Origin of the sequence: Synechococcus sp. CS-1328, assembly GCF_025128095.1 — a bacterium.
GTDB lineage: Bacteria > Cyanobacteriota > Cyanobacteriia > PCC-6307 > Cyanobiaceae > CBW1002.
Window position 1 is genome coordinate 1 of sequence record NZ_JAHLYT010000060.1, and the last position, 18,389, is coordinate 18,389.

21 protein-coding genes and 1 tRNA gene are annotated in these 18,389 nt (G+C 66.9%); 15 read left to right on the top strand and 7 right to left on the bottom strand.

Translation table 11 applies throughout. The features are described 5' to 3' along the window. Positions 1-54 precede the first annotated feature (54 nt). The 4 genes from KQ310_RS11140 to KQ310_RS11155 all read left to right on the top strand — a co-directional run bounded on the left by KQ310_RS11140 (position 55) and on the right by KQ310_RS11155 (position 2,590). On the top strand, positions 55-381 hold the full coding sequence (locus KQ310_RS11140; RefSeq protein ID WP_259721821.1) for a S4 domain-containing protein: 327 nt from the start codon (positions 55-57) through the stop codon (positions 379-381). A 176-nt stretch (positions 382-557) separates the two neighbouring features. Next, positions 558-629, top strand: a tRNA-Val gene (locus KQ310_RS11145). A gap of 21 nt (positions 630-650) precedes the next feature. Next, positions 651-2,045, top strand: coding sequence for a UDP-N-acetylmuramoyl-L-alanine--D-glutamate ligase (murD, locus tag KQ310_RS11150; protein ID WP_259721822.1), 1,395 nt, complete (start codon positions 651-653; stop codon positions 2,043-2,045). Positions 2,046-2,134: 89 nt separating this feature from the next. After that, positions 2,135-2,590 carry an EVE domain-containing protein gene (locus KQ310_RS11155; RefSeq protein ID WP_259721823.1) on the top strand — a complete coding sequence of 152 codons (456 nt, stop codon included), beginning with the start codon at positions 2,135-2,137 and terminating at the stop codon, positions 2,588-2,590. Positions 2,591-2,639: 49 nt separating this feature from the next. On the opposite strand, the gene KQ310_RS11160 is transcribed toward KQ310_RS11155, so the two are convergent. The 3 genes from KQ310_RS11160 to KQ310_RS11170 form a co-directional block, all read right to left on the bottom strand. Continuing rightward, positions 2,640-2,927: a DUF2811 domain-containing protein gene (locus KQ310_RS11160; protein WP_399238184.1), complete on the bottom strand. Its 288-nt coding sequence runs from the start codon at positions 2,925-2,927 to the stop codon at positions 2,640-2,642. 419 nt (positions 2,928-3,346) lie between these two features. After that, on the bottom strand, positions 3,347-3,730 hold the full coding sequence (locus KQ310_RS11165) for a DUF1818 family protein (protein WP_259721825.1): 384 nt from the start codon (positions 3,728-3,730) through the stop codon (positions 3,347-3,349). A gap of 8 nt (positions 3,731-3,738) precedes the next feature. Beyond that, positions 3,739-3,957, bottom strand: a complete 219-nt coding sequence (locus tag KQ310_RS11170) for a DNA-directed RNA polymerase subunit omega (protein ID WP_399238208.1) — start codon at positions 3,955-3,957, stop codon at positions 3,739-3,741. A gap of 73 nt (positions 3,958-4,030) precedes the next feature. On the opposite strand from KQ310_RS11170, the gene KQ310_RS11175 reads away from it, so the two are divergent. The 3 genes from KQ310_RS11175 (at position 4,031) to KQ310_RS11185 (ending at position 6,885) form a co-directional block, all read left to right on the top strand. After that, positions 4,031-5,614, top strand: a complete 1,584-nt coding sequence (locus tag KQ310_RS11175) for an Hsp70 family protein (protein ID WP_259721827.1) — start codon at positions 4,031-4,033, stop codon at positions 5,612-5,614. 97 nt (positions 5,615-5,711) lie between these two features. Beyond that, positions 5,712-6,539, top strand: a complete 828-nt coding sequence (locus KQ310_RS11180; protein WP_259721828.1) for a hypothetical protein — start codon at positions 5,712-5,714, stop codon at positions 6,537-6,539. 127 nt (positions 6,540-6,666) lie between these two features. Next, entirely contained in the window at positions 6,667-6,885 is a 219-nt protein-coding gene (locus tag KQ310_RS11185) for a ferredoxin-thioredoxin reductase variable chain (protein WP_259721829.1), read from the top strand. An 11-nt stretch (positions 6,886-6,896) separates the two neighbouring features. Here the strand turns inward: KQ310_RS11185 and pyrR are convergent, their stop codons facing one another. Next, positions 6,897-7,487, bottom strand: a complete 591-nt coding sequence (gene pyrR, locus KQ310_RS11190) for a bifunctional pyr operon transcriptional regulator/uracil phosphoribosyltransferase PyrR (RefSeq protein WP_259721830.1) — start codon at positions 7,485-7,487, stop codon at positions 6,897-6,899. Between the two features lie 250 nt (positions 7,488-7,737). Here pyrR and gpmI point away from each other — a divergent pair, with 250 nt between their 5' ends. The 5 genes from gpmI to KQ310_RS11215 are packed head-to-tail and all read left to right on the top strand — an operon-like array spanning position 7,738 to position 10,456. Beyond that, positions 7,738-9,306 (top strand): 2,3-bisphosphoglycerate-independent phosphoglycerate mutase, encoded by a 1,569-nt coding sequence (gpmI, locus tag KQ310_RS11195; RefSeq protein ID WP_259721831.1) that lies wholly within the window; start codon positions 7,738-7,740, stop codon positions 9,304-9,306. A gap of 23 nt (positions 9,307-9,329) precedes the next feature. After that, positions 9,330-9,563 (top strand): preprotein translocase subunit SecG, encoded by a 234-nt coding sequence (gene secG, locus KQ310_RS11200; protein WP_259721832.1) that lies wholly within the window; start codon positions 9,330-9,332, stop codon positions 9,561-9,563. After that, positions 9,560-10,039: a peptide-methionine (R)-S-oxide reductase MsrB gene (msrB, locus tag KQ310_RS11205; protein ID WP_259721833.1), complete on the top strand. Its 480-nt coding sequence runs from the start codon at positions 9,560-9,562 to the stop codon at positions 10,037-10,039. The genes secG and msrB overlap by 4 nt, the downstream gene beginning before the upstream one ends. A 45-nt stretch (positions 10,040-10,084) precedes the next feature. Next, on the top strand, positions 10,085-10,213 hold the full coding sequence (locus KQ310_RS11210) for a hypothetical protein (protein WP_259721834.1): 129 nt from the start codon (positions 10,085-10,087) through the stop codon (positions 10,211-10,213). Positions 10,214-10,261: 48 nt separating this feature from the next. Further along, a complete protein-coding gene (locus tag KQ310_RS11215; RefSeq protein ID WP_259721835.1) occupies positions 10,262-10,456 on the top strand; it encodes a hypothetical protein in 195 nt (64 codons plus the stop codon). 178 nt (positions 10,457-10,634) lie between these two features. On the opposite strand, the gene groL is transcribed toward KQ310_RS11215, so the two are convergent. Together groL and groES are read right to left on the bottom strand one after the other, a co-directional pair. Then, on the bottom strand, positions 10,635-12,269 hold the full coding sequence (gene groL, locus KQ310_RS11220; protein WP_259721836.1) for a chaperonin GroEL: 1,635 nt from the start codon (positions 12,267-12,269) through the stop codon (positions 10,635-10,637). A 48-nt stretch (positions 12,270-12,317) separates the two neighbouring features. Then, on the bottom strand, positions 12,318-12,629 hold the full coding sequence (groES, locus tag KQ310_RS11225; RefSeq protein WP_259721837.1) for a co-chaperone GroES: 312 nt from the start codon (positions 12,627-12,629) through the stop codon (positions 12,318-12,320). Between the two features lie 228 nt (positions 12,630-12,857). Here groES and atpD point away from each other — a divergent pair, with 228 nt between their 5' ends. From atpD to KQ310_RS11240, 3 genes are all read left to right on the top strand, one after another. After that, a complete protein-coding gene (atpD, locus tag KQ310_RS11230; RefSeq protein WP_259721838.1) occupies positions 12,858-14,324 on the top strand; it encodes a F0F1 ATP synthase subunit beta in 1,467 nt (488 codons plus the stop codon). Positions 14,325-14,365: 41 nt separating this feature from the next. Next, positions 14,366-14,773, top strand: coding sequence for an ATP synthase F1 subunit epsilon (gene atpC / locus KQ310_RS11235; protein WP_259721839.1), 408 nt, complete (start codon positions 14,366-14,368; stop codon positions 14,771-14,773). 62 nt (positions 14,774-14,835) lie between these two features. Then, the gene (locus KQ310_RS11240) at positions 14,836-16,059 is read left to right on the top strand and encodes a rhomboid family intramembrane serine protease (RefSeq protein WP_259721840.1); all 1,224 of its coding nucleotides are present in this window, start codon (positions 14,836-14,838) and stop codon (positions 16,057-16,059) included. Here the strand turns inward: KQ310_RS11240 and KQ310_RS11245 are convergent. Next, positions 16,004-18,373 carry a transglycosylase domain-containing protein gene (locus KQ310_RS11245; RefSeq protein ID WP_311134732.1) on the bottom strand — a complete coding sequence of 790 codons (2,370 nt, stop codon included), beginning with the start codon at positions 18,371-18,373 and terminating at the stop codon, positions 16,004-16,006. The two genes, KQ310_RS11240 and KQ310_RS11245, sit on opposite strands and share 56 nt — an antisense overlap. Between the last annotated feature and the right edge of the window lie 16 nt (positions 18,374-18,389).

The following is an 18,389-nucleotide window of genomic DNA, read 5'->3' on the forward strand; positions in this document are numbered from 1 at the left end:
CAGGCGGTGGGCGGGGCGGCCGCCGCCTAACGGCTGCATGCGCAGCCGGGGCTGGTGCGCACGGTTTCAGTGCGCTTCGAGGCCAGGCCGCTCAACACCCTGCAGTTACCGGCCCGGCGTCAGCCACGCCAGATCCAGGTGGTCGAGGCGTCGATGCGGCTCGATGCCGTGGGTTCAGCCGGGTTCGGCGTCTCCCGCAACCGCATGGCCGACGCGATCCGCCAAGGGCTGGTGCGGCTCAACTGGCAACCGGTGAGCAGCCCCAGTAAGGAGCTGGCGCCGGGCGATCGGGTGCAGTGGCACAGCCGCGGTGAGCTGGAGATCCAGGCGGCAAGCCCCACCCAGCGGGGCCGGATCCGGATCGGGCTGCTGCGCCGCTGATCTGCTTGCGGGTCGCCGCTGCGATAGCGGCCCGTGGAGATGCAGGTCTTCGTGCAGACAGCTGCACGGGTGATGTGCGTCAGGCCGCTGTACAGCCGGCTGCTAAGTTGCTGCTGCTGGAGACACAGCACTCACCTGGGCCTCAACTCCTGGGCAGCGGCATCTTCATCACCAAGGGGCGATTAGCTCAGAGGTAGAGCACTACCTTGACACGGTAGGAGTCACTGGTTCGATTCCAGTATCGCCCATTTCCTTCTTTCAGCCCTCCAATGCCAGCCGCGGATTGTCCCCTCACCGTGGTGGTCGGTCTGGGTCGATCCGGCAGAGGCGCCGCGCGGCTGCTGCATCGTCTTGGCGAGCCCGTGCTGGTGCTGGACAGCGGTCAGAGCCCTGACCTTGAGCAGCACGCCAGGCTGCTGCGGGCCGAAGGCATCGCCGTGCAGCTGGGATGCCCGCTGACCAGCTCCGCCTTTGACGACCTGCAGGCACCCCTGGGCAAGGTGATCGTCAGTCCGGGCATTCGCTGGGACCATCCCGTGCTGGCGAAACTGCGCCAGGAGGGGGTGAGCGTTCAAGGCGAGATGGTGCCGGCCTGGATGGCCACGGCCGGAGTGCCCTGGATCGGCATCACGGGCACCAACGGCAAGACCACCGTCACCCATCTGGTGCACCATCTGCTCAGCCAGGCGGGCCTGGATGCTCCCCAGTGCGGCAACGTGGGCTTCTCCGCTGCGGAAGTGGCCCTGGAGCGCTGCGCCGCCGGCGCCACGCCACTGCCGGACTGGCTGGTGGTGGAACTGAGCAGTTACCAGATCGAAGCGGCACCTCAGCTGGCCCCCCGCATCGGCCTCTGGACCACCCTGACGCCCGATCACCTCGAGCGCCACGGCACGCTGGAGAACTACCGCGCCATCAAGCGCAGCCTGCTGGAGCGCAGCCAGCTCCCCATCCTCAACGCCGACGATCCGGATCTGCGGGCCCAGGCTCCGAGCTGGGATCGGGGCCACTGGGTCACGGCAGGGTCCCGCCACCATCTGCCCGCCGACCTCGCGGCCAGCCTCTGGATCGAAGACGGAATGGTCTGCAATGCCAGCGGGCCCCTGCTGGCGGCCGACAGCCTGGCCATGCCCGGCGCCCACAACCGCCAGAATCTGGTGCTGGCCACCGCCGTGGGCCTGGAGGTCGGGCTGAGCGGGGCCGTGATGGAGGCGGCCTTCCGCTGTTTCCCCGGGGTACCGCACCGCCTGGAGCGGGTGCGGGAGCAGGCCGGGGTGGCCTACTACAACGACAGCAAGGCCACCAACTACGACGCCGCCGAAGTCGGCCTGCGGGCCCTGGAGGGGCCACTGGTGGTGCTCGCCGGTGGTCAGTCCAAGATCGGCGAGGCCAGCGGCTGGATCGCGGAACTGCGGCGTCAGGCCTTCGCGGTGGTGCTCTACGGCGCGGCCCGGCCGGAGTTCCGGCAACTCCTGGAGGCGGCCGGTTACGGCGGTGAACTGCACGAGCAGGAGGGCCTCGAGCAGGCCGTGCCCCTGGCGGCGGAGCTGGCCCGGCGCGGTGACTGCCGGGCGGTTCTGCTGTCACCGGCCTGCGCCAGCTTCGATCAGTACAGCGATTTCGAAGCCCGCGGTGATCACTTCCGCCGCTGCGTCGAAGCGCTCTGAGACCACCGGCTCGCCACCTTCAGCCCCCCTGCACGCCATGATCCCTTCGCCATCTCCGTCCGCGCCCTGAATCGCGGCAGCCGCCCCCCATGGCCCATTGGTTGATGAAGAGCGAACCCGACGTCTACGGGATCGACCATCTGGCACGCGATGGGAGCACCCTCTGGGACGGGATCCGCAACTACCAGGCCCGCAACTACATGCGCAGCATGGCGGTGGGCGATCGGGCCTTCTTCTATCACTCCAATGCCAAACCGCCGGGCATCGTTGGCCTGATGGAGGTGCTCGAAACGGGCCTCACCGATCCGAGTCAGTTTGATCCAGCCTCGAACTACTTCGATCCGAGCAGCAGGCGCGAGGCTCCTCGTTGGGACTGCGTCCGGCTCGGTTACCTCTGCACCTATCCCGGTCTGCTGAGCCTGGAGGCGTTGCGCGAGGACTTCAGCCCGGAGGAGCTGGCGGTGGTGAAGCGGGGCAACCGCCTTTCCATCCTGCCGGTGCCGGAGGCCTCAGCCTCTCGCCTGCTGACGCTGCTGGAGGGCTGAGGGCCGGCACGGGCGGCGATCAGAGGTAACCGAATTCAGAGGTAGCGAATCAGAGGCGCCGAATCGGAGCAGCGCGCCGCACCGGCTCGTTCGCCAGCAGGGGCTGGTTGAAGCTGTTCTGCCCCGGAAACAGGTTGGCCAGGTAGCAACGGGTCACCTCCCGGCTCTGCACGCCGTTCTGCACCAGGAAACCGGCCAGGGCGGCCTGAAACAGCCGGTACTGGTCCCAGTTGGGATGGCACTCAATGAAGCCACGCATGGCCGAGAGCAGGGCCTCGGGCACCTCGGCCCGCAGGCTCACCGTGCCACTGGCCTCAGCCTCCGTCTTCAGCCCCACCCCTGCTCCTGACTCCACGGCATACCGCATGCGATTGCTCCCCCTGACACGGACACCAGTTCCCCACATCCCAGGGTCCCCGTCAAATGGCTGCAGCGGGATGGCCAGGCAGGGATCCCAACCTGAGACAGACGGCGTGGCAAGGGATCCCGCAACCCTTGCGCCAAAGCACCGCTGGACCGAGCCCCGCCGGCCAAAGCGTCAAGGGACAAACGGCGGCGGGCGGGTTTTCCCCAGGGCAGGGCGGCCAGCAACGCTTCGGGATCCAGGCTTGTGGAAAACCCCGGGAAAGGGGTGGCCAGGCTGCGGAATCAACCGGCTGAACCGGAAGCATCAGCAGTGCTGATCAGCAGGGAAACCGCCACAGGTCTTACGGGCTTAGCCGCGCTGCTGGGGACGGCGAGGGTGGCAGCCGTCCTTCAGATCAGCTCCTGCAGTGGGGCCTCCAGCGGAACCAGGGCGGCGGCGAAGGCCGCGGCAGCTCCAGCGGACCAGGCTCCTTCCAGACCACGCTGGCCATCGTCCGGGCTGAGCACGAAGCGCAGACTCCACTGGGTCCGGTCTCCCTCCAGGGCCATCCACAGCGGGCCGCGCTCCCACTCCAGCTCAATCGCCTCCTCGTCCAGCAGCTGATCGGTGAGGGCGCCGTGCTGGGCCGTGAGGGTGGCGATGCCCTGCAGCAAGGCCAGGGCCTCCTGAGCCCTGAGCTCGGCAGCCCAATCGGTGGCACCCACCAACAGCACAAAGGGGTGGCGGGCTGCCTCAAAGACCAGCCGCCACCCCTGCGCATCCTCGACCCGCATGGCCGCAATCAGCCAGGCAGCAGGTCGGGCTGGTCCTGCTCGTCGCTCAGCTCAACAATGGCGCGCTGCACGGGCTTGACCATCGACTCATCGAGGAGGCCGTCAAAATCGTCGAAGCGGCGCTGCTTGGCCCGGAAGGCGATCCGCACGGTGGTGAGGTAGCGATTACTGGAGTGGCGGATCAGACTTTCTCCCCTCTGGGCCAGTTCCTTGGCATTGAGTTCCATACCGAGCTGCATGTCAATTCCACTCCTGATCGACCGAATCTAAGCGAGCGTCTCGCCGCGCCATCCTGGCGGCATGACCGGCACCCTTGCGATCGACCTGGGCAGCAGCACCACCGTGGTGGCCTGGCAGCCCGACCACGGCCCGCCAACGCTGCTCGAGCTCGCTCCCTACGCCTGCGGTGATCCCGTCGTGGTGCCGAGCCTGCTCTGGCTCGCCGCCGCCGACAGCCCCCGCCCCCTGATCGGCCGCCAGGTGTTGGAGGCGGGCCTGGCCGCCGATTCCAGCCCCAGCCTCTGCCGCGACTTCAAGCGCCTGATCGGCGCCGGCGACGTAGCGCCATCCCCCAACACCACGGGCATGCTGCTCAGCCCGGAGCAGGCGGGTGAGCGCCTGCTCCGGGCCCTCTGGGCAGCCCTGCCGGCGGGGATCGAGCCACGCCGGCTGGTGCTCACCGCCCCGATCGAGAGCTACCGCGGCTACCGGCGCTGGCTGCAGGAGGTCACCTCCAGCCTGGCGGTGGAGGAGGTGGCCCTGGTGGACGAACCCACGGCCGCGGCGATCGGCTGCGGCCTCCGCCCCGGCAGCCGTGTGCTGGTGGTGGATCTCGGCGGGGGCACGATCGATCTCTCGCTGGTGGCGCTGGAGGGGGGGGAAGGGCGAGCCGCACCGATCGCCCAGCTGCTGCGCTTCGCGGGCCGCAGCCTCGAGGACGGTCGTCAGGCCCTGCGCTGCGCCCGGGTGATCGGCAAGGCAGGTCTGGCCCTGGGGGGGCGCGACATCGATCGCTGGATCGCCGATCTGCTCCATCCCGGTGGCGACAGCGACAGCAGCCTGCTGGCGGTGGCGGAACGCCTCAAATGCCGGCTGAGCGAAGCCGAGGAGGCCCTCGAGATCTGGTGTCCTCCGCAGGGGACCCCCCAGCCCCTGCGCCTGAGCCGGCAACAGCTCGATCAGCTGCTCGAGGAGCGGGGCCTGCTGCTGCAACTGGACGACCTGCTCGAGCAGGTGCTGGCAGCGGCCCGGCGGGAGGGCTCCGGCGGCGACAGCCTCGCGGGGGGCCTGGTGAACGGGATCGCCGCCGTGCTGCCGGTGGGCGGCAGCAGCCGCATGCCCCGCATCCGCCGCTGGCTGCAGGAGCATTGCGGTGCCATTCCCCTGCGCGATGAACGACCCGTGGAAGCGGTGGTGCTCGGAGCCCTCGCCCTCACGCCGGGGGTGCAGATCCGCGATGTGCTGGCCCAGGGTGTGAGCCTGCGCTGCTGGGACCGCCGCAGCAGTCGTCATCGCTGGCATCCGCTGTTCGTGCCGGGTCAGTCCTGGCCCACCAGCGAGCCCCTGGAGCTGGTGCTGGCCTGCAGCCGTGACGGGCAGTCCTGCCTGGAGCTGGTGCTGGGGGAACCCCAGCCGCAGCAGCGTTCCGAGGTGATCTTCCGTGACGGGCTGCCGGTGCTGCGGCCACGCCCCGCTGGGGCCGCAGCCGTTCGTCCCTGGATCCAGCAACCCAGCCCCCTGCCGCTCGATCCTCCCGGCCAGCGCGGCGAGGACCGTCTGCAGCTGCGCCTGTGGATCGATGCGGCGGGTCAGCTGCAGGTCGAGGGGACGGACCTTCGCAGCCAGGCGCCACTGGAACCGCGCAGCCTCGGCATCGTGCGCTGAGGGTGTCCCAACCCAGGTGGACAACATCGGGGCTGCCCCCTCAAGGCGTTGGGGCGGCCCTCAGGTCCATAGAAAGGTTGAAGTTCTTGATCTGTTCTTGGCCCTCCGCCGCCACCGGCTGCCGCGTGTCTGGCTGGCGATCACCCTCGGGCTGGTGGCCACGGCCGTGGGGGTGGCCCGTTGGTGGGAAGGCGAGCTGCCCCAGCGGCTGGCGGACGCCTCCCAGCGCGGTGAACTCGATGCCTGCCTGCGGTACAGCGAGCAGCTCTCAGCCTTGCAGTGGATGGCCGGCCGGGCCCCCCTCGAACAGGGCCAGTGCCGCCGGCTCAAGGCTCGCCAGCTCTGGGAGCAGCAGAACTGGCCCGAGGCCCTGGCCCTGCAACTGCAGCTGGTCAACTCCGCCGCTGGCGGACCCGCCGATCGCAAGGAGCTGCAGACCTGGCAGGAGCAGCTCCGCCGCCGCGCCCTCACCCTGTTCCGGGATGGAGATCTGGAAGGCGCCCTGACGGTGCTGGCCGCCATGGGGGAAGAACGTCGCGAGAACGGCACCGCCCTGGGGGACAGCCTGCGCGAGCAATGGAACCGCAACCGTCTGCAGCTGGAACGGGCACGCCAGCTGGCCGAACGACAGCGCTGGTGGGAGGCCCTCGATGCCCTCAACCGCATCGACCATCCCTGGTGGAAGCAGGAAAGCAACGCTGTGCGCGAGGAGGTCGACGCGGGTGTGAAAAGCCTGTCTGGTGCCGATCAGGAGCACGACAGCCACGGAGACCTCCCCCACACGGTGCCCACCGACAAGCTCGATGCCTTGGTGCAGAAGCGGATCGCCGCCGGGGTGGATGAGTGGAGTGCCTTCGAGCAGGCCTGCCAGGAACTGGGGGGCAAGATTGTCGAAGCGGGGCCGGAATCCGCCTGTCAGCGCTGAATCACCGCCGCTGCTGAATCGCTGCCACTCCCGAATCAGCGCCGCTGCTGCCGGGCATCCCGCCAGGGCTGCATGACAGGATGAGCGGCCGAAGTGTTCTCCCGAAGGGCCGGAAGGTCCAGAGCCCATGCAGCCAGGCGATCCGGTCAGCGTCAGCAGCAGCGTGGTGGTGTTCCACCATCCCCAGCACCGGGGACAAGCCTTCGACCTGAAGGGACAGCAGGGGGAAGTCGTGAACGTGCTGAACGACTGGAAAGGCAGGCCGATCAGCCCGACCCTGCCGGTGATCGTGGCCTTCGGCAAATTCCGCGCCCACTTCCGCAGCGACGAACTCTCGCCGGCCTGAGGTTTCTCGCTTCAGGCGTCAGGCGCCAGCAGGTAGACCCCCTCGTGACCATCGATCGCGTTCAGACAGAGCTGGATGCTCTCCAGCCGGCGCGTCGGCACCAGGCGGCCGCAGAAATCCGGTTGGATCGGCAGCTCCCTGTGGCCCCGATCCACCATGACCAGCAGGCTGACCCGCCGCGGTCGGCCCCAGGCCTGCAGGGCTTCCAGGGCCGCACGCACGGTGCGGCCGGTGAAGATCACATCGTCCACCAGCACCACATCCCGATCCTCCAGACCAGCGGCGGGCAGCTGGGTGGCCTCCACCAGTCGCGTGCCGACCCGATCGAGATCATCGCGGTGAAACGTGGGATCAAGGCTGCCCTGATCGATCGGATGGCCGCAGCGCTGCTTGAGCCGTTCCGCCAGAACACGGGCCAGCGCAACGCCCCGGGTGGGAATGCCGAGCAGTAGCAGGGCCCGGCTGTCATCGGTGCGCTCCAGCACCTGGGAGGCGAGGCGATCGATCGTGCGGCCCAGATCCTGGGAGGAGAGCAGTTCCCGGCGACCGCCGGCCTGATTCGACTGGGTCGCTGCGATGGCCTCGGCAGGCAGGGGTTCCATGCTCAGACGTCTGATCATTCACGCTAAGTCAGGTGCTGTCGCCAAAGCCTGACCAAGCCGCGTGCCAGCTGATGCGACCTCGCTGAACCGGAGTAGGTTGGGGATGGTCAGAGATGTGCCGACGATTGCGGATGTTCGGGTGAAAACAGTTGATTCCCCTCAGAACTCCTCACCTCCCGCTTCTCAGCGCTCCGGAGGACACGACGCCATCGCCACCCTGTCTGGCCGAGGCACCGTCGCTCCCGTTGTCTTGGCCATCCTGGACGGTTGGGGCTATCGGCACGAAACCGATCACAACGCCATCCGAGCCGCCTCCACCCCGGTGATGGATGCCCTGTGGCATGCCTATCCCCATACCCTGATTGAAGCCAGCGGGGCTGCCGTGGGTCTGCCCGATGGGCAGATGGGAAATTCCGAGGTGGGCCACCTCACCATTGGTTGCGGCCGGATCATCCGCCAGGAACTGGTGCGGATCGGCCAAGCCGTGCGGGATGGATCGATTGCCACCAATCCCTCCCTCAATGCCTTCGGCGACCGCCTCCTGACCAGCGGAGGCACCCTTCATCTGATCGGCCTCTGCTCAGACGGCGGAGTCCACAGCCATGTCGACCACATTGCCGGCCTGCTGCGCTGGGCGGCGGAACGCGGACTCGACGACGTCTGCCTGCACGTGATCACCGACGGTCGCGACACGGCCCCGACCAGCGCCATCACCTTCCTGCAGCGTATTGAGGCTCAGATCGCCGACGCCGGCGTCGGCCGTATCGCCACCATCTGCGGCCGTTACTGGGCCATGGATCGCGACAACCGCTGGGACCGCACCGAGAAGGCCTACCGGCTGCTCACCGAAACAGAGACCCCCTGCGGACTCACCCCCGAACAGGTGGTGGAGGCGTCCTACGCCGAAGACATCACCGACGAATTCATCGAACCAACCCGGATCAGTGCAGGACTGGTCAAGGCCGGCGACGGTCTGGTCTGTTTCAACTTCCGCCCCGACCGCGCCCGCCAGCTGATCCGCGCCCTGGTGCTGCCCGAATTCGACAACTTCCCGCGTCAGCGGATTGAACCGCTGGATGTGGTCACCTTCACCCAATACGAACAGGGCCTTCCCGTAGCCGTGGCCTTTCCGCCGGAATCACTGGAGGGCCTCTTAGGTCAGGTGATTTCAGAGGCTGGTCTGCGCCAGTTCCGCACCGCTGAAACGGAAAAATATCCCCATGTCACCTATTTCATGAATGGAGGCATCGAGAAGGCCTTTCCTGGAGAAGACCGCCACCTTGTGCCTTCGCCACGGGTCCCGACCTACGACCAGGCACCCACCATGTCAGCGCAGCAGCTGACCGAGAGCTGCATCGCGGCCATCAACAAGGGGATCTATTCGTTCGTCGTGATCAACTACGCCAACCCCGACATGGTCGGGCATACAGGCCAAATGGAAGCCACCACCACGGCCATTTCCACGGTCGACACCTGCGTGGGGCGACTGATGGAAGCCACCAACCGCATGGGCGGAACCCTGCTGGTCACCGCCGATCACGGCAATGCCGAGCTGATGGAAGGTCCGGATGGTCGTCCCTGGACAGCCCACACCACCAACCCCGTGCCCGTGATCCTGGTGGAAGGGGAAGAGCGCAAGCTGCCTGGCCACGGCACCGATATCCACCTGCGTGAAGGCGGTGGGCTGGCCGACATCGCCCCCACCCTGCTGGACATTCTGAACCTGCCCAAACCCGCCAGCATGACGGGCACATCGCTGATCGTGCCCCTCGCGGCCGCTGCCGCGGCCCAGCGCATTCCCCAGACCATCGGCGTCTGACCACCAGGGCCTAATCTGGGTCAATGATCACGTCAGCGGTTTCCTGGATCTGGATCGGCAGTGGTGTGCTGCTGATCATCAGTGTGTTGTTGCACAGCCCCAAGGGCGATGGCATGGGCGGACTGGCCTCCAGCGGAGGCTCCATGTTCACCAGCGCCCGTAGCGCTGAAGCCACGCTCAACCGCATCACCTGGACCCTGCTCGCCTTGTTTCTCGGGCTGGCCGTCCTCCTGAGCGCCGGATGGCTGGGCCGATGACCCGCCGCGGGCTGCTGGCCTCCTTCGGGGCCAGTCTCACCGCCCTGGTCGGGGCGCGTCCAGCCCTGGCGGCCTCCAAAGCCAGCGATCCTGCCTGGCAGCTGAGTGAAGCGGAATGGAAAAAGCGGCTCAGTCCGGGGGCCTACGAGGTGCTGCGGCGAGAAGGAACCGAGCGTCCCTTCAGCAGTCCACTCAACAAGGAAAAGCGCAAGGGCACGTTCCTCTGTGCCGGCTGCCGGCTGCCCCTGTTCAGCTCCACCACCAAATTCGACAGTGGCACGGGCTGGCCCAGCTTCTGGGAGCCACTGCCAAAAGGGATCACCACGAAGATCGATTTCAAGCTGATCGTGCCCCGCACCGAATACCACTGCCGGCGCTGCGGTGGGCATCAGGGTCATGTGTTTGATGATGGCCCCCGGCCCACGGGCAAGCGGTATTGCAATAACGGCGTCGCCTTGGTCTTTCAGCCAGCCTGAACCGCTGAATCGACCTAGCGTGATCAGGTTGACCGTCCTGAGCCCATGATCCGCCTGTTCACAGCTGCGCTGCTAGCCACCCTGGTGGGAACCGGCTCCGCCATGGCCTGTGAGAAGCACCCCCGTGGTCATCAGGGCAGTTCCGACACCACCACCGAAGCGATGCGGCAGTAGGGGACCAGCGCTGAAGCGTGAGAGAGGTCCCGTGCTGAAGCTTGAGCGATGGCCATTGAACTGCTGATCGCACTGGTGCTGCCGGTGGTGCTGCTGATCACCGCAACGCTTCTGCTGGAATCCCACCCCGGCAACCTGCCCCGTCCGCTGGGCTGGCTCAGACGACGTCAATCGCTGATCTGGAACAGCGGCATCGGCCTGATTCTTGGTCTCAGTGCGCTGCGCTATCTGCTCACCCGCTGAACAACAAAGCTGCCGAACAACTGAGGCAGCGTCATCATCGGCTCTGTCAGTCCCCCGGTAGAGCGAGGCAAGGAAACGGCAGCAGCTTGGCACAACCGATCTGCCACAAAAAAGCCCCCGCCGAAGCGAGGGCCGAGACCGACCAGCCAATCAGGCTGGTCGGAAGCCAGGACTGCGATCAGTAGTCGAAGTCGCCGCCCATACCGCCGCCGCCGGCGGGAGCAGCTTCCTTCTTCTCGGGCAGATCGGCCACGATGCACTCGGTGGTCAGCACCATGCCGGCAATCGAGGCGGCATTCTGCAGACCGGAGCGGGTCACCTTGGCGGGGTCAACGATGCCAGCGGCCAGCATGTCGACGTATTCGCCGGTGGCGGCGTTGTAGCCCTCGTTGAAGGGCATGCCCTTGACATGCTCAGCCACGACAGCGCCGTTGACGCCGGCGTTCTGGGCGATCCGCATCAGCGGAGCGGTGAGGGCGGAGGCCACGATGGTGGCACCGATCAGCTCCTCGCCGGAGAGGTTGGCCGCGGCCCACTCCTCGAGGGCGGGGGCCAGGTGGGCCAGGGTGGTGCCACCACCAGGAACGATGCCTTCCTCAACAGCCGCCTTGGTGGCGTTGATGGCGTCTTCCAGGCGCAGCTTCTTGTCCTTCATCTCGGTCTCGGTGGCGGCGCCCACCTTGACCACGGCCACACCGCCGCTCAGCTTGGCCAGACGCTCCTGCAGCTTCTCCTTGTCGTAGGAGGAGTCAGTTTCATCCATCTGCTTGCGGATCTGCTCGCAGCGAGCCTTGACCGCCGCCTCGTTGCCTTCGGCGACGATGGTGGTGGTGTCCTTGTTGATGGTGATGCGACGGGCGGTGCCGAGCATCTCCAGTTTGGTGTTCTCCAGCTTGAGGCCGGCGTCCTCGGTGATCAGCTGACCGTTGGTGAGAACGGCGATGTCCTCAAGCATGGCCTTGCGACGGTCACCGAAGCCGGGAGCCTTGACGGCCGCCACGTTGAGCACGCCGCGCAAGCGGTTCACCACCAGGGTGGCGAGGGCCTCCTTCTCGATGTCCTCAGCGATGATCAGCAGAGGCTTGCCGGTACGGGCGATCTGCTCGAGCACGGGCACCAGGTCCTGCACCAGACCGATCTTCTTGTCGGTGAGCAGGATGTAGGGCTCCTCGAGCACCGCTTCCATCCGCTCGGTGTCGGTGGCGAAGTAGGGCGAGATATAGCCCTTGTCGAAGCGCATGCCCTCGGTGACCTCCAGCTCGGTGGTCATCGACTTCCCTTCTTCCAGGGAGATGACGCCTTCCTTGCCGACCTTGTCCATCGCGTCAGCGATCATGCGGCCCACTTCTTCGTCGTTGCCGGCGGAGATGGTGCCCACCTGGGCGATGGCGTTGGAGTCGGAGATCGGCTTGGCGTGCTCTTCGATCTTCTTGACGAGGAAGTCGGAGGCCTTGTCGATGCCCTTCTTCAGGGTGATGGCATTGGCGCCGGCGGCCACGTTGCGCAGACCCGCCTTGACCATGGCGTGGGCCAGGACGGTGGCCGTGGTGGTGCCGTCACCGGCAGCATCATTGGTCTTGGAGGCGGCCTGACGGATCAGGGCGACGCCGGTGTTCTCGATGTGGTCTTCGAGCTCGATCTCCTTGGCGATCGTGACGCCGTCGTTAATGATCTGGGGGGCGCCGAATTTCTTCTCAAGTACCACATTGCGGCCTTTGGGGCCGAGGGTGACGGCGACGGCCTCAGCCAGAATATCGATGCCTTTTTCGAGAGCCCTGCGGGCATTCTCGTTATAAATAATGCGCTTGGCCATGGAAGACGTTGTCCTTACGGGTGTGGAAAAAGCGGGAACTGGAACCGTTCAGTTGACGATGGCCAGGATGTCCTTCTCGGAGAGCAGCACGAACTCGTCGCTGCCCAGCTTGATATCGGTGCCGGCGTACTTGCTGTAGAGGACCTGATCACCCACGCTCACCTCGGGAGTCTGACGGGTGCCGTCTTCGTTGCGCTTGCCGGGGCCGACCTGGACCACCTCACCCACCTGGGGCTTTTCCTTGGCGGTATCGGGAAGCAGGATGCCTCCGGCAGTCTTTTCCTCCGACTCGGAGACTTTGATGAAGATGCGATCTCCGAGCGGTTTGACCGTGGAGACGCTGAGGGAAACAGCAGCCATGAATTGATGCGATAGCAACGGCATGGCGCCTGAGACGCCACTGAACAACGGGAGAGTTGGCACTCGGCCCCGTTGACTGCCAACGTATGCGAGAAAGTGGGCAACAAGCCAGCCCCAGGCCTGTGCGGTTGACCGAACTCCCAGGGTCGGGTGAGCTGCGGTGGTAAGGTTGCGCCGCTCAAGACGGGCTGATGTCCCGCTGCGCGAAACCGCGATTTTTCCTTACTTATGGCTGCTGCTGCTCCCGCCGCCTCCGGCACCAAAGGCATTGTCCGGCAGGTGATCGGTCCAGTGCTCGATGTGGAGTTCCCGGTCGGCAAGCTGCCCAGGATCTTCAATGCCCTGCGCATTGAGGCGACCAACTCCGCTGGTCAGCTGGTCGCTCTCACCGCCGAGGTGCAGCAGCTGCTGGGTGACCACCGCGTGCGTGCCGTGGCCATGAGCAGCACCGATGGCCTGGTGCGCGGCATGGAAGCACTCGACACCGGCGCCCCGATCTCCGTGCCCGTGGGCGAAGCCACCCTGGGCCGCATCTTCAACGTGCTGGGCGAGCCCGTCGACGAGCAGGGCCCGGTCAACACCACCATGACCGCGCCGATCCACCGGGAGGCTCCCAAGCTCACCGAGCTGGAGACCAAACCCAAGGTGTTCGAAACCGGCATCAAGGTGATCGACCTGCTGGCTCCTTACCGCCAGGGCGGCAAGGTGGGCCTGTTCGGCGGCGCCGGCGTGGGCAAAACGGTGCTGATCCAGGAGCTGATCAACAACATCGCCAAGGAGCACGGCGGTGTGTCCGTGTTCGGCGGCGTGGGTGAGCGCACCCGCGAAGGCAACGATCTCTACGAGGAATTCAAGGAGTCGGGCGTGATCAACGCCGACGACCTCTCCAAGTCGAAGGTGGCCCTCTGCTACGGCCAGATGAACGAGCCTCCGGGCGCCCGCATGCGGGTGGGCCTTTCGGCTCTCACCATGGCTGAGCACTTCCGTGATGTGAACAAGCAGGACGTTCTGCTCTTCGTCGACAACATCTTCCGCTTCGTGCAGGCCGGCTCTGAAGTCTCCGCCCTGCTGGGGCGCATGCCATCAGCCGTGGGCTACCAGCCCACCCTCGGCACCGACGTGGGCATGCTTCAGGAGCGGATCACCTCCACCCTGGAAGGTTCGATCACTTCCATCCAGGCGGTCTACGTCCCTGCCGACGACCTCACCGACCCGGCGCCCGCCACCACCTTCGCCCACCTGGATGCCACCACCGTGCTCAGCCGCGGTCTGGCTTCCAAGGGCATCTACCCCGCCGTGGACCCGCTGGATTCCACCAGCACCATGCTTCAGCCCGCCGTGGTGGGCGACGATCACTACCGCACCGCCCGCGCCGTGCAGAGCACCCTGCAGCGCTACAAGGAACTGCAGGACATCATCGCGATCCTGGGTCTCGATGAACTCTCGGAAGACGATCGCCGCACGGTGGACCGGGCTCGCAAGATCGAGAAGTTCCTCTCCCAGCCCTTCTTTGTGGCTGAGGTGTTCACCGGCATGCCCGGCAAATACGTGAAGCTCGAGGACACCATCAAGGGCTTCAACATGATCCTGGCTGGCGAACTCGACGATCTCCCTGAAGCGGCCTTCTATCTGGTGGGCAACATCGACGAGGTCAAAGCCAAGGCCGCCAAGATTTCCGCCGAAGCCAAGGGCTGAGCGCGTCCATCCACCGCTCGTTTCCCTGAGGTCCCCGATCCATGAGTCTCACTCTCCGCGTCCTGGCACCAGACCAGAGCGTTTTCGACGGCAGCGCCGACGAGGTGATCCTGCCCAGCACCACCGGTCAGGTGGGCATTCTTCCCGGGCACGTCACCATGCTGGCGGCCCTGGATACCGGCGTGATGCGTCTGCGTGACGCCAATGGCTGGAGCACCATCGCCCTGATGGGTGGCTTCGCCGAGGTGGAAGCCGATGAAGTCACGGTGCTCGTCAACGCAGCCGAACTCGGCAGCAGCATCAATGCCACTGCCGCCGAAGCAGCCTTCGAGGCCGCTCAGCAGGCCGCCGCGGTGTTCGAAGGCCAGCAGCCCAGCACTGAAAAGCTGAAGGCCCAGCAGAGCCTGGCCCGGGCCAGGGCGAGGCTGCAGGCGAGCAAAGCCAGCTGACAACAAGGCTGGCTTTGCTCTCGCCATCACCCTCCTAAGCTCGGCCCGCACGGTTCGAGGGCATGGGGAAGGGTGAAGAACTGGGCCTGCAGCTGAGGGCATGGAACGAGGCCGGCCTGCTCGACCTCGACCATCCCACAGCGCTGGCCAACCGGCTGATGGATGGCCTGGGCGCCGAAGACTGGCTGAAGGGGCCGATCCGCGATCTGGCGTCCCAGCCGCTGCTTCGCCAGGTTCTTCGCCAACGGGACGGCGGTAGCCGGCACTCAGCCCTGCAGGCCCTGGTGCATCAGCTCGAGTCGACCTACGCCCCCAAGGTTCTGGTTGAGCTGCTGGCGCTGCTTCAGGCTGCCACCGCTCAATCGATCAACCTGTCAGCACTCGCTGAGCCCATCCCCGATGGGTCCTTGATCAGCACTGACAACTACGGCTCTGCCACTGCCAGTCCACTCAGTGCTGGACCGGGCCGTGATGGTCCCTTCCTTGCCAATTCCTCCAATCCCACGCCTACTGCGCTTGAGATTGCAGCAGGCCCGGCAGGGCTCGCCCAGCAGCTGCAGCTGCTGGGGCCTGGAGTCGCCCTGGCAGCCACCACGGCCCTGGTCTGGCGCTGGTCGGCCGGGGAGTTGCAGCGCTGGCTGTTTGATCCCTGGGGGTGGAGCGGTGGGGTGGTGCTGGTGGTGCTGCTGGCGCTGCTTCAGGCGCTGGCCCTCGGTCCCCTCAAGGTGGTGCGGCGTCAGTGGCCCCTGGAGCAGGCTGATGCCACCGATCCCCGCCAGGCCTGGCGCTGGATCTGCGCGCCCTGGATTCACCATGCCAATGGGGAGGCGCTGCTCAACCTGGTGCTGCTGCTGATTCTGCTGGGCCCATCCCCCCTGCCCCTGCCGGAGGTGATGCTGCGCTACTGCCTCACCAGCCTGGCCACCGCAGCCCTGGCCCTGCTGCTGGCCCAACGCCGCACCAGCGAAGGCCGGTGGGATGGAGCTTCCGGTGCCGTCAGCGCCCTGATCGCCCTGGGCAGTGGCGCCAGCCTGCTGCACTGGCGATCGCTGAGCTATCCCTTCGGCCCCTTGGCGATTCCCGCCTGGGTGCTGCTGGTGGTGTACGGAACCCTGCAGCTCAGCTGGCTGCTGCCCCGCCGCAGCCCCCAGGACAACAGCCGTCCGATCGACCGCCTGCTCAGCAGCCAGTGGTGGTGGGGACTGCAGCTCGGCCTCGCCTGGGCGCTGATCAGCCGGATTGGCCAATGGCTGCAGGCCCTGCAGCAGGCTCGCCCAGCAGGTTGACGGCTGCGGTCATGTAGCGCCCCCACAACTCCGCCACCAGGGCCCCACTGGCGGCTTCGGCGGGTTTGTTGTCGTCGTTGCCCATCCAGATGGCCGTGAGCATCTTCAGCGACGGCGAATAGCCGACAAACAGCACATCGACGCCGTTGTTGGTGGTGCCGGTCTTACCGCGGGCATCGGCCACCAGAGCGGCCGCCTTGCCGGTGCCGCGCTGCACCACCGCGGCCAGCAGGGTATCCATCTGTTGAGCCTGTTCCGGCGGAATCAACTGGCGGGGGGTCTCCCCCACCGGCACCGTCACCCCCCGTGCCGGACAGGTGGCGAGGCTGTAGATCGACTGGCAGATGCCCAGGTCGTAGATGCGACTGACGCCGTGCATCGGCACCGATTGGCCGCCATTCGCCACCACCGCATAGGCCCGGGCCAGCTCGTAGAGCAGGGTTTCACGCCCGCCCAGAATGGTGTTGAAGTCGAGGTCGAGGGGGGTGCTGATCCCCAGCCGGCGGGCCTGGTCCACCACCTGGCGCAGGCCTGCCCGCTGAGCCAGGCGCAGGGCCACCACATTCTCGGAAGCGGCGAAGCCGTCGGCCACGCTGGTGGTGCCATCGGCTGAGCCCGCCCCATGGCGGCAGCCGGCCACGTAGGACAGTGGCGCGCAGGAGATGCGGTCGTCCGGGCTGACCCCATGGGCCAGGGCCGCCAGGAAGGTGAACAGCTTGAAGGCCGAGCCGGGCTGGCGCATCGCCTGAACCCGATCAAAGCTGGAGCGGCCGTAATCGCCGCCGCCCACGTAGGCGAGGATGTCGCCACTCTCGAAATTCAGGGAAATCAGTGCTCCCTGGGTGAGGCCAGCCCGGGCCGCCGGACCCTCCAGGAAGCGCTGCAACTGTTGCTGCGCCAGGGCCTGCAGCCTGGGATCGATCGTGCTCACCACGCTGTAGTTGCCGCCACTCTCCTGTTCGGAGAGGTTGAGCCCGAAGCGGGTGCCCTCCAGCTCACCGAGCACGTAATCGCTGAAGAACGGATAGCTGGTGAAGGTGGAGGCGCGGCAGGCGGAGGGATCGATGTTGAGTGGCCGGCGCTCGGCATCGATCAGCCCCTGATCGGAGAGATAGCCCTGCTCGTGCATCAGTTTCAGCACCAGGTTGCGCCGCTCCCGACCGGCGGTGGGGTCGTCGCGGTTGCAGGGGCTGTAGCCATTGGGGCTGGGCAGCAGACCCACCAGAAACGCGGCCTGGCCCACATCCAGATCGCGGGCCGACCGGCGGAAATACAGCTGAGAAGCCTGCTCGAACCCATCGGTGCCCAGGCCGAGATGGGCCCGGTCCAGATACATCTTCAGGATCCGGTTCTTGCTGTAGCCCACCTCCAGCTGCAGCGCCACCCACAATTCCCGCAGCTTGCGGGCCAGGCTCACATCGGTGCCCACGGCGGGGTAATAGAGGCGCGCCACCTGCTGGGTGAGGCCGCTGCCACCACCGCTGCCGACCAGGGCGGAGCGCAGGGTGCCGAACAGGTCGAGGCCGCTGTTCCAGCCGAAACGCGATTCCTCCGAGGCCACCAGGGCCTGGCGCAGATGCAGGGGATAGTCCTGCAGGGAGGGCAGGGCCGTGGCCGAGCCCTCACGGGCATCGACCTGCTCGCCGCTGGCCGCAAAGATCTTCACCGGTCCGGCAATGGAGCGGATCCGGGAGCCGCCCCCCACCGAAGCCGCCGCCAGCAGCCCGCCCACCAGCAGACCCGAGCCCAGCAAGGCCGCCAGGCCAGCCAGGTGCACCACCTGCTCGAGGGCACTGCGGGGATGGAGGTACCGCAGCCGCGGCGCTTCCCCCTTCAGCGGTGATCCGAGCTGCACCACATCGCCATGGCGCAGGCGGATGGCACGGATGCGGCGGTCGCGGTGGAACAGGCCGTTGGCGGAGTTGAAGTCTTCGAGGCAGAAGTCGCGATCGCCCAGCCGCTCCTGCTCGAGGATGGCGTGCACCCGGCTGAGGCTGGGATCGGCGACCGGCAGCTCGCAGGCCGGATCGCGACCGATCCGCAGCCGCTGACCGGGCTCCAGGGACCGGGCCAGCACCAACCGATCGCCTTGCCACAGTTCGGCGCGGGCCTGTCGCGCCACCAGGTGCCGCCAGGCGGAGCCGAGGGCCCCGGGGCGCTGCGCCCATGGACCACGGCTGCAGGCGATCCAGAGGGCCCGCCAGCGGCGGCGGCGGCTCTCTGCTGCAGCGGTGCGGCGGTCTGCTGCGGCGGTGCAGCTGACTGCGGCGGCAGTGTCGCTGCTGACTTGGACCCCGGGGTCGGACGACGGCACGGGCAGGGCGGTCCAC

Coding starts and splice junctions, on each gene's coding strand:
- murD (WP_259721822.1), top strand. CDS start 651: ATGCCAGCCGCGGATTGTCCCCTCACCGTGGTGGTCGGTCTGGGTCGA.
- KQ310_RS11155 (WP_259721823.1), top strand. CDS start 2,135: ATGGCCCATTGGTTGATGAAGAGCGAACCCGACGTCTACGGGATCGAC.
- KQ310_RS11165 (WP_259721825.1), bottom strand. CDS start 3,730: ATGCGGGTCGAGGATGCGCAGGGGTGGCGGCTGGTCTTTGAGGCAGCC.
- KQ310_RS11170 (WP_399238208.1), bottom strand. CDS start 3,957: ATGGAACTCAATGCCAAGGAACTGGCCCAGAGGGGAGAAAGTCTGATC.
- KQ310_RS11175 (WP_259721827.1), top strand. CDS start 4,031: ATGACCGGCACCCTTGCGATCGACCTGGGCAGCAGCACCACCGTGGTG.
- KQ310_RS11185 (WP_259721829.1), top strand. CDS start 6,667: ATGCAGCCAGGCGATCCGGTCAGCGTCAGCAGCAGCGTGGTGGTGTTC.
- pyrR (WP_259721830.1), bottom strand. CDS start 7,487: ATGGAACCCCTGCCTGCCGAGGCCATCGCAGCGACCCAGTCGAATCAG.
- secG (WP_259721832.1), top strand. CDS start 9,330: ATGATCACGTCAGCGGTTTCCTGGATCTGGATCGGCAGTGGTGTGCTG.
- msrB (WP_259721833.1), top strand. CDS start 9,560: ATGACCCGCCGCGGGCTGCTGGCCTCCTTCGGGGCCAGTCTCACCGCC.
- KQ310_RS11210 (WP_259721834.1), top strand. CDS start 10,085: ATGATCCGCCTGTTCACAGCTGCGCTGCTAGCCACCCTGGTGGGAACC.
- KQ310_RS11215 (WP_259721835.1), top strand. CDS start 10,262: ATGGCCATTGAACTGCTGATCGCACTGGTGCTGCCGGTGGTGCTGCTG.
- groL (WP_259721836.1), bottom strand. CDS start 12,269: ATGGCCAAGCGCATTATTTATAACGAGAATGCCCGCAGGGCTCTCGAA.
- groES (WP_259721837.1), bottom strand. CDS start 12,629: ATGGCTGCTGTTTCCCTCAGCGTCTCCACGGTCAAACCGCTCGGAGAT.
- atpD (WP_259721838.1), top strand. CDS start 12,858: ATGGCTGCTGCTGCTCCCGCCGCCTCCGGCACCAAAGGCATTGTCCGG.
- atpC (WP_259721839.1), top strand. CDS start 14,366: ATGAGTCTCACTCTCCGCGTCCTGGCACCAGACCAGAGCGTTTTCGAC.
- KQ310_RS11240 (WP_259721840.1), top strand. CDS start 14,836: ATGGGGAAGGGTGAAGAACTGGGCCTGCAGCTGAGGGCATGGAACGAG.